Consider the following 8,979-nt stretch of genomic DNA (forward strand, 5'->3'; position numbering starts at 1 on the left):
CAGTTGGATTCCCCCCTCACCCCGGCCCTCTCCCCCCAAGGGGGGCGAGGGGGAAAGGGAGCCGATCTCCGTGCCATTCAAAACCTGAGTTCGGCTCAGTATTTCAGGTCACGGGAAGGCTTTCAAAACCTGAGTTCGACTCGGTATTGCAGGTCGGTGTATCTCGAACAAACACCTCGGTCAAGTCCCCTCTCCCTCCGGGCGGTCCGACGTTTCGGGAGGGTTAGGGTGAGGGGCTTCTAAAGGCTCACCGCCGAGGCAACTCGATCACCACTCTCAACCCGCCCCACTCACTTTCACCCAACACCAGCAACCCGCCCCAAGTCTCGACAATATCGCGGACAATCCCCAATCCCAGGCCATGCCCGTGGGTCTGCTCATCCAGCCGCGTCCCCCGGCTGAAGACCTGAGCGCGCTGCAATTCGGGAATTCCCGGCCCATCATCTTCCACGCTCAGTGCATAGCCATCCGTGCGCTCGATCACACTCAGGCGCACTTCGGCATCCGCCCACTTGCAGGCGTTGTCCAGCAAGTTGCCGAGCAGTTCGAGCAAATCCTCCCGATCCCACGGCAATTGCAACCCCGCCGGCGCGACATAACTCAGCGCCAGATGCTCGCCATGAATCATGTTCAACGTCGCCAGCAACCCCGGCAGTTCCGCGTCGCAATCAAACAGCGCCCCGGGCAGCGCATCCCCGGATAGCCGCGCGCGATTGAGTTCACGATTGAGCCGCTGCTGCACCTGCTCCAACTGTTCGGTGAGGACCTTGCGCAGCTCAGGATGAGCATCGAGTTTTTCACTGGAGGCCAGACTCAACAACACCGCCAAAGGCGTTTTCAACGCATGCCCGAGATTACCCAGGGCATTGCGTGAACGCTTGAGGCTGTCTTCGGTGTGCGCGAGCAAATGGTTGATCTGCGCCACCAGCGGCTCCAGCTCCACCGGCACCTGATCATCGAGTTGCGAACGCTGGCCCTGCTGCAATTGCGCGATCTGCTCGCGGGCCTTTTCCAGTGGTTTCAACGCGCGGCGTACGGTCAATCGCTGCAAGAACAGAATCAGCAGCAACGCTGCCAGACCGAGACCAAGGCCGATCTGGCGCATGCGCTGAAAGCTCTCGCGCACCGGCGTGTAGTCCTGCGCGACGCTGATCGAAATCGCCTGGCCCAAGCGTCGATAGTCCGAGCGCAACACCAGCAACTGCTGGCCGTCCGGGCCCAGTTGCAGATTGCTGTGCAGACCGGGATGGTCAAGCAACGGCAGATCCTGATCCCACAGCGAGCGCGAACGCCAATGGCTGTCGGCAAAATCGATACGGAAATAGTGTCCGGAAAACGGTCGCTGATAGGCCGGCGACAAATGCCGCTCATCCAGTTGCAAACCCTGCGGACCACGCACCAGCGCCACCAACAGACTTTCGCTGTCATTGCGCAGACCGGCTTCGAGATAGCGCTGCAAACCCACTTCGAACAACCACAGGCTGGTCTGCGCTACCACTACGCCGACGACCACCATCACGCTGATCAAACCCAGGCTCAAGCGGCGCTGGATCGACCTCACGAAGCTTGCCCGCCGAACAGGTAACCCTGGCCGCGACGGGTTTCGATCACACTTTTGCCGAGCTTGCGGCGCAGGTGATTGACGTGCACTTCGAGAACGTTGGAATCACGCTCGGTTTCACCGTCGTAGAGGTGTTCGGCGAGGTGGCTTTTGGAGAGGATCTGTTCCGGGTGCAGCATGAAATAGCGCAGCAGACGGAATTCGGCAGCGGTCAGTTGAATGTCGGCGCCGTCGCGAACCACGCATTGCCGACCCTCGTCCAGATGCAGACCGGCCGCCTGCAAGGTCGGCTGATTGGCCTGGCCCTTGGAGCGGCGCAACAACGACTGAATGCGCAGATAAAGCTCTTCAGGGTGAAACGGTTTGGTCAGGTAATCGTCGGCGCCAGCCTTCAGGCCTTCGATACGCTCGGCCCAGGAATCGCGGGCGGTGAGGATCAGCACCGGGATCGCCAGCCCGCCGGCGCGCCACTGCGCCAGCACCTCGAGCCCCGGCACACCGGGCAGGCCGAGGTCGAGAATGATCAGGTCATACGGCTCGCTGCTGCCCTGATACAGCGCGTCGCGGCCGTCCGCCAGCCAATCCACCGCGTAGCCTTGGCGTTGCAGGCCGGTGAGCAATTCGTCGGCCAGCGGTACGTGGTCTTCCACCAAAAGCAAACGCATCGATCAATCTTCCTTGTCTTTCACAAGTTCGCCGGTATCGGCCTTCAAATGCAGCTCACGGGCGACGCCTTCGACGGTGAGCAACTCGACTTCATAAATGTAGACGGCGTGTTTTTCTTCCAGCTCGACCTCCAGCAATTTTGCGCCGGGATAACGATCCATCGCCTGTTGCAGCACTTGCTCCAGCGGCAGGATCACGCCCTGCTTGCGCAGATTCAGGGCTTCGTCCGGACCGAGGTCGCGGGCCATCGCCGTCGAGCAACACATCACCAGCGCCAACGCCGTGCGGCGTGTGGCGCGAACATTAACCTTCATTACGTATCCTGATGATCCTTGAGAACCTGCCCAGTCACCGCGTCTAATTCCAGATCCCACTCCAGCCCCTGCGGATCACGCATTTCAATCTGATAGATGTACTTGCCGTACTGCTCTTCCAGCTCGGTGTCGGTGATCGTCGAGCCCGGATGTTTGCTCAGCGCGGTGGCATTGAGCTTCTCGAAGGAGACGATAGTACCAGCGTCGCGCAGGCGCAGGGCCTCATCAGGGCCCAGATCGCGGGCGTGGGCGAAGCTGGCAGTGAGGCCGACGATCGCGGCGATGGACAGGGCAGTCAGGGTTTTCATGGGGTCTCCGTATTTTTATGTGTTGCTTACGGTGGGCACCTTAGCGGGATGAACTTAACTGAAACTGAATTGCCATCATTGCTCCAGTTCACTCCTGCAAGGTTTTGCAACATGTGCTTATAATTGTTCGCTTGCTAACGATCGAGACCGGTATGACCGCCATCCACATCAAATTCCCCGCCCTCACCCTCAAGGCCGGCCCACGGGCCATGGCGCGGATTCGTGCGCAAGGCCTGAACGCTGCCGACGTCGGCACCCTGCCCGGCGCCGCCGGTGGGCCGAAGGCGTTGGGCATTCAGGGGCTGGATCTGGCGCTGTTCGGTGAATGGCTGCCGAGCGCACCGCGCGAACGCTCGCTGATCGGCGCCTCGGTCGGTTCCTGGCGCTTCGCCAGCGCCTGCCTGCCGGACGCTGCCGAAGGCATCCGCCGCCTCGGCCATCTGTACGCCGAGCAGAACTTCAACAAAGGCGTGACCATGGCCGAGATCAGTCAGAGCTCGCAGCGCATGCTCAACGACCTGCTCGACGGCCGCGACGCGAGCATCCTCGACAACGCGCATTACCGCCTGAACATCATGGTGGTGAAAAGTCAGGGGCGTCTGGCCGATGATCATCGCGGGCGTTTGGGTCTGGCCCTGGGCTCGGTGATCGCCGACAACTTGCGTGGCCGCGCGCGGCTGTCGCGGCATTTCGAACGCCTGATCATCCACGACCCGCGCCTCGCCCCACCGGTCAATGCGCTGAACGATTTCCCTTCACGCTTCGTCGCACTGAATGCCGGCAATCTGCGTCAGGCGCTGCTGGCCTCGGGCTCGATCCCGATGGTCATGGAAGGTGTGCGCGACTTGCCGGGCGCCGGCGCCGGTACGTTCCGCGATGGCGGTCTGCTCGACTATCACCTCGATTTGCCCTACAGCGGCGACGGCATCGTGCTCTATCCGCACTTCACTGATCGGGTGATTCCCGGCTGGTTCGACAAGACCCTGCCGTGGCGCAAGGCTTCGGTGGAGCGTTTGCAGGACGTGCTGCTGCTCGCGCCGTCCAAGGAGTATCTGGCGCGCCTGCCCTACGGCAAACTGCCCGACCGCAATGACTTCAAGCGCTTTATGGGTGATGCCGCGAGCCGACAGAAATACTGGCACGCGGCGATGGACGAAAGCCGCCGCCTGGGTGATGAATTCCTTGAACTGACTGCCAATGGTCGCCTCGCCGAGCGCTTGCTGACCCTTTAGTCAGCACGGCCAAAGACAAGCTGGTAAACTCGCCGCCTGCCCGAATCGCTGCGGCGAACGCCATCTGAACAGAGCTGAAAATACCGTGGAAATCTTCAAAGAATTTACCTTCGAATCCGCCCACCGCCTGCCGCACGTCCCGGACGGCCACAAGTGCGGACGTCTGCACGGTCACTCGTTCAAAGTGGCGCTTCACCTCAGCGGCGACCTCGATCCGCACACTGGCTGGATCCGCGATTTCTCCGAAATCAAGGCGATCTTCAAGCCGCTCTACGAGCGTCTCGATCACAACTATCTGAACGACATTCCCGGTCTGGAAAACCCGACCAGCGAAGTGCTGGCCAAATTCATCTGGAATGAAATGAAGCCACTGCTGCCGGAACTGAGCGCGATCCGTATCCACGAGACGTGCACCAGCGGTTGCATCTATCGCGGTGAATAACCTGTTCCAGAAATCACTGCTTCCCCCTGTGGGAGCGAGCTTGCTCCGGGCGGCGTTCCGACGAATGCGGTCAGCCAGTGACGTAAATGTTGACTGACACATTGTCTTCGCGAGCAAGCTCGCTCCCACAGGGATAGGCGGTGTGTCAGTGAATGAATAAACAGCCTTCACGGCTGTTTTTTTACGCCTATGCTTTTTGGCTCCCACCCGCCAAGAGGACAGGCCCATGACGGACTGGCTGCTGGATCAGGTCTTTGACTTCAATGGCCGACAGGTGCGTTACGCCATACAAGGCGACGGCCCGCCGCTGGTGTTCGTGCATGGCACGCCGTTTTCGTCGTATGTGTGGCACCGGATTGCGCCGCACTTTTTTGCTACACACCGCGTGCATTACTTCGACCTGCTCGGCTACGGGCGCTCCGAGCAACCCGACGCGGATGTCTCCCTCGGCGTGCAAAACCAGCTGTTAGCGCAATTACTCGATCATTGGAATCTGCAAGGCCCGGATGTCGTCGCTCACGACTTCGGTGGCGCCACCGTGCTGCGCGCACATTTGCTCAACGGCAAGGACTACCGCAGCCTCACGCTGATCGATCCGGTGGCGCTGACGCCATGGGGTTCGCCGTTCGTGCAGCATGTGCGCCAGCATGAAGCAGCGTTCAGTGGCATCCCCGACTACATCCAGCGCGCCATCGTGCCGACCTATATTCGCGGGGCGATTCATCGGGATATTCCCGATGACGAACTCGCACCCTACGTGCAACCGTGGTTGGGCGATCCGGGGCAAGCGGCGTTCTATCGGCAGATCGCGCAGATGGACGAACGCTACACCCGCGAGGCCGAACCGCTGTACCCGACAATCCGCTGTCCGGTACAGATTCTCTGGGGCGAAGACGATCAGTGGATTCCCATCGAGCGTGGCCGCGCATTGCACCAAATGACCCCTGGCTCGCAATTCCACGCCATCCCAAACGCCGGCCACCTCGTCCAGGAAGACGCCCCCGAAGCCATCGTCGCTGCCCTGATGCGATTTCTCTCACCTTGATCGTTCCCACGCTCTGCGTGGGAATGCCTCAACGGACGCTCCGCGTTCGGCTTTGGAGTGGGACGCGGAGCGTCCCGGGCTGCATTCCCACGCAGAGCGTGGGAACGATCTACCAGAACGCCTTCGCGAGCAGGCTCGCTCCCACATTGGGCTTGGGTGTATTCAGGTGCACCGCTTTCGCGCCAATCCGCGCGACTCGTCTATACATAACCCGCGCCAAGCGGCATTTGGCACGACCACTGCAACCCTCCCCCGCGTCTCCTCCACTCCAGCAAGGACCGCCCCATGACGCAGAACGCTCCCGGCAACGATTACCCCCTCAGCGAAGTCCCGATGCATGCGCGCAAAGGCCTGGCCTCCACGGCCATGGTGTTACTGGGCTTCACGTTTTTCACCGCGACCATGTTTGCCGGCGGCAAACTCGGGGTGGCGTTCAGTTTTGGCGAGATGATGGCGGTGATCGTCGTCGGCAATTTGTTACTCGGTTTGTATGCGGCGGGCCTGGGTTACATCGCCTTCAAAAGCGGGCTCAACTCGGTACTGATGGGCCGTTTCTGTTTCGGCGAAATCGGCAGCAAGCTCAGCGACCTGATCCTCGGCTTCACCCAGATCGGCTGGTACGCCTGGGGCACGGCGACGGCAGCCGTAGTCATCGGCAAATACTTCGATCTCGATGAAGGCACGGTGCTCGGCCTGATGGTGCTGTTCGGCCTGCTGTTCTGCGCCACGGCATACGTCGGTTATCGCGGGCTGGAGATTCTGTCGTACATCGCGGTGCCGGCGATGATGTTGCTGCTGATGCTGTCGATGTGGGTAGCGACGGTGAAAGTCGGCGGTTTCGACGGCTTGCTCAGCGTGGTGCCGAGCGGTTCGCTGGACTGGTCGACCGCGATCACCCTGGTGTTCGGCACCTTCGTCAGCGGCGCGACGCAAGCGACCAATTGGACGCGCTTTTCGCGTTCGGCGCGGGTGGCGGTGCTGGCCAGCCTGATCGGTTTTTTCATCGGCAACGGCTTGATGGTGCTGATCGGCGCGTACGGCGCCATCGTCTATCAACAACCGGACGTGGTGGAAGTGCTGCTGTTGCAAGGTTTCGCCATGGCCGCGATGGCCATGCTGTTGCTGAACATCTGGAGCACCCAGGACAACACCATCTACAACTTCGCCGTCGCCGGCTGCAACCTGCTGCGCACCAGTCGGCGCAAGACCGTGACCCTCGCGGGTGCGGTGATCGGCACCCTGCTCGCTTTGCTGGGCATGTACGACATGCTGGTGCCGTACCTGATTCTGCTCGGCACGGTGATCCCGCCGATTGGCGGAGTGATCATGGCCGACTTTTTCTACCGCTGGCGCGGGCACTATCCGCGTCTGGCCGACGCACGGTTGCCGGCGTTCAACTGGCCGGGGCTCGGGGCCTATGCGGTCGGTACTGTTGCCGCGTTCAGCTCGCCATGGGTTGCGCCGCTGGTAGGCATCGCCGCTGCCGCGCTAACGTATGTCATCGTCACCGGCGTGCTCGGCGCTCGCAGCGCCACCGCGCCACTACAAGACCTATAAAAAAGGATTCGCCTGATGCACATCATCAACGCCCGTTTGCGCAACCAGGAAGGTTTGCACGAATTGCACCTTGAAGACGGTCTGATCCGCAACATCGCCCGCCAGACCGAAGCGCCGACACTCGGCCCGGATGACCTCGACGCCGGCGGCAATCTGGTGGTGCCGCCCTTCGTCGAACCGCACATTCACCTCGACGCCACCCTCACCGCCGGCGAGCCGCGCTGGAACATGAGCGGCACGCTGTTCGAAGGCATCGAATGCTGGGGCGAACGCAAGGTCACCATCACCGAAGAAGACACCAAGACCCGCGCGAAAAAAACCATTCAGACGCTGGCCGCCCACGGCATCCAGCACGTGCGCACTCACGTCGACGTCACCGACCCGCAACTCACCGCGCTCAAAGCCATGCTCGAAGTGCGCGAGGAAAGCCGCCACCTCATCGACCTGCAAATCGTCGCGTTTCCGCAGGAAGGCATCGAGTCATTCCGCAATGGCCGCGAGTTGATGGAAGAATCGATCCGCATGGGCGCCGACGTGGTCGGCGGGATTCCGCATTTCGAGTACACCCGCGATCAGGGCGTCAGTTCGGTGAAGTTCCTGATGGACCTGGCCGAGCGCACCGGATGCCTGGTCGACGTGCATTGCGATGAGACCGACGACCCACATTCGCGCTTTCTCGAAGTGCTCGCCGAAGAGGCGCGCAGCCGCGACATGGGCGCCCTCGTCACCGCCAGTCACACCACGGCGATGGGTTCTTACGACAACGCCTACTGCGCGAAACTGTTCCGTTTGCTCGGCCATTCCGGGATCAGTTTTGTCTCCTGCCCGACCGAAAGCATTCACCTGCAAGGACGCTTCGACAACTTTCCCAAACGCCGTGGCGTCACCCGCGTGAATGAGCTGCTCGAAGCCGGGATGAACGTGTGCTTTGGCCAGGACTCCATCGTCGATCCGTGGTATCCGTTGGGCAACGGCAACATCCTGCGGGTGCTCGAAGCCGGGCTGCACATCTGCCACATGCTCGGTTACCGCAACCTGCAAAGTGCGCTGGATCTGGTCACCGACAACAGCGCCAAAGCGATGCACTTGGGCGAGCGTTATGGTCTGGAACAGGGGCGGCCGGCGAACCTGCTGATTTTGTCGGCGGACAGCGATTACGAGGTGATTCGCAGTCAGGGCTTGCCGTTGTATTCGATTCGCGGCGGCAAGGTGTTGATGAAGCGGCAGATGCCGGTGGTGGAATTTGCCCCGCAACTGATCTGACTGGCCCTGCAAAATGAGCCCGAAAACCGCTTGTTTTCGGGCGTTTCTGATGGCACTTCGCCAAGAAACATCCCGAATCACTTTCTTTTACCCCTTATAAACCGGGGCTCGAATCCCATGTGCGCAACTTTTTGCGCAACTTTTTCCCTTTAACATCCCGCTCCTGTCTGCGCTCTGCAGACACCGATGCAAAACGCCCGTGGATGGCCGGCGCAAATCTCAAGGAGCCTGAGATGTTCAACCCCGCTAACGAAACCCACTTCAGCCTCAAGGTCGAAGACTACGTCGGCGACCTGCAAGTGCTGTCGTTCACCGGCACCGAAGGCATCAGCCAGCCGTTTCGTTTCGACCTCGAACTGGTCAGCGAAAACCCTGATCTGGACCTCGAACAACTGCTGCACAAGCAAGCGTTTCTCGCATTCGATCCGCAGGGCTCGGGCATCCACGGCCAGATCTACCGCGTCGCCCAAGGCGATGCCGGCAAGCGCCTGACCCGCTACAAAGTGTCGATGGTGCCGCAACTGCAATACCTGCATCACCGCACCAACCAGCGCATCTACCAGCAGATGTCGGCGCCGAAAATCATCGCGC

The 8,979-nt window shown here is 61.0% G+C and carries 10 protein-coding genes; 6 read left to right on the plus strand and 4 right to left on the minus strand.

The features are described from left to right. Positions 1–247: 247 nt before the first annotated feature. Genes WA225_RS03840 through WA225_RS03855 form a run of 4 tightly spaced genes read right to left on the minus strand, consistent with a single transcriptional unit; the run spans position 248 to position 2,849 of the window. On the minus strand, positions 248–1,561 hold the full coding sequence (locus tag WA225_RS03840; protein WP_422606935.1) for a sensor histidine kinase: 1,314 nt from the start codon (positions 1,559–1,561) through the stop codon (positions 248–250). Continuing rightward, positions 1,558–2,226 carry a response regulator transcription factor gene (locus WA225_RS03845; RefSeq protein ID WP_422606936.1) on the minus strand — a complete coding sequence of 223 codons (669 nt, stop codon included), beginning with the start codon at positions 2,224–2,226 and terminating at the stop codon, positions 1,558–1,560. The genes WA225_RS03840 and WA225_RS03845 overlap by 4 nt, the downstream gene beginning before the upstream one ends. 3 nt (positions 2,227–2,229) lie before the next feature. After that, positions 2,230–2,541, minus strand: a complete 312-nt coding sequence (locus WA225_RS03850) for a PepSY domain-containing protein (RefSeq protein ID WP_422606937.1) — start codon at positions 2,539–2,541, stop codon at positions 2,230–2,232. Continuing rightward, on the minus strand, positions 2,541–2,849 hold the full coding sequence (locus WA225_RS03855) for a PepSY domain-containing protein (RefSeq protein ID WP_422606938.1): 309 nt from the start codon (positions 2,847–2,849) through the stop codon (positions 2,541–2,543). Before WA225_RS03855 ends, WA225_RS03850 begins: the two co-directional genes overlap by 1 nt. Positions 2,850–3,001: 152 nt before the next feature. Between WA225_RS03855 and WA225_RS03860 the strand changes: the two genes are divergently transcribed. From WA225_RS03860 to WA225_RS03885, 6 genes are all read left to right on the plus strand, one after another. After that, entirely contained in the window at positions 3,002–4,081 is a 1,080-nt protein-coding gene (locus WA225_RS03860; protein WP_422606939.1) for a patatin-like phospholipase family protein, read from the plus strand. A gap of 85 nt (positions 4,082–4,166) precedes the next feature. Next, positions 4,167–4,523 carry a 6-carboxytetrahydropterin synthase QueD gene (gene queD, locus WA225_RS03865; RefSeq protein WP_007915588.1) on the plus strand — a complete coding sequence of 119 codons (357 nt, stop codon included), beginning with the start codon at positions 4,167–4,169 and terminating at the stop codon, positions 4,521–4,523. A gap of 226 nt (positions 4,524–4,749) precedes the next feature. Continuing rightward, positions 4,750–5,568 (plus strand): alpha/beta fold hydrolase, encoded by an 819-nt coding sequence (locus WA225_RS03870; protein ID WP_422606940.1) that lies wholly within the window; start codon positions 4,750–4,752, stop codon positions 5,566–5,568. A 285-nt stretch (positions 5,569–5,853) separates the two neighbouring features. After that, on the plus strand, positions 5,854–7,125 hold the full coding sequence (gene codB, locus WA225_RS03875) for a cytosine permease (protein WP_422606941.1): 1,272 nt from the start codon (positions 5,854–5,856) through the stop codon (positions 7,123–7,125). Positions 7,126–7,140: 15 nt separating this feature from the next. Then, positions 7,141–8,388 (plus strand): cytosine deaminase, encoded by a 1,248-nt coding sequence (codA, locus tag WA225_RS03880; RefSeq protein ID WP_422606942.1) that lies wholly within the window; start codon positions 7,141–7,143, stop codon positions 8,386–8,388. 233 nt (positions 8,389–8,621) lie between these two features. After that, on the plus strand, positions 8,622–8,979 hold a 358-nt coding region (locus WA225_RS03885), incomplete at its 3' end, for a contractile injection system protein, VgrG/Pvc8 family (protein ID WP_422606943.1).

Origin of the sequence: Pseudomonas sp. (genome assembly GCF_049300855.1) — a bacterium.
Classification (GTDB): domain Bacteria; phylum Pseudomonadota; class Gammaproteobacteria; order Pseudomonadales; family Pseudomonadaceae; genus Aquipseudomonas.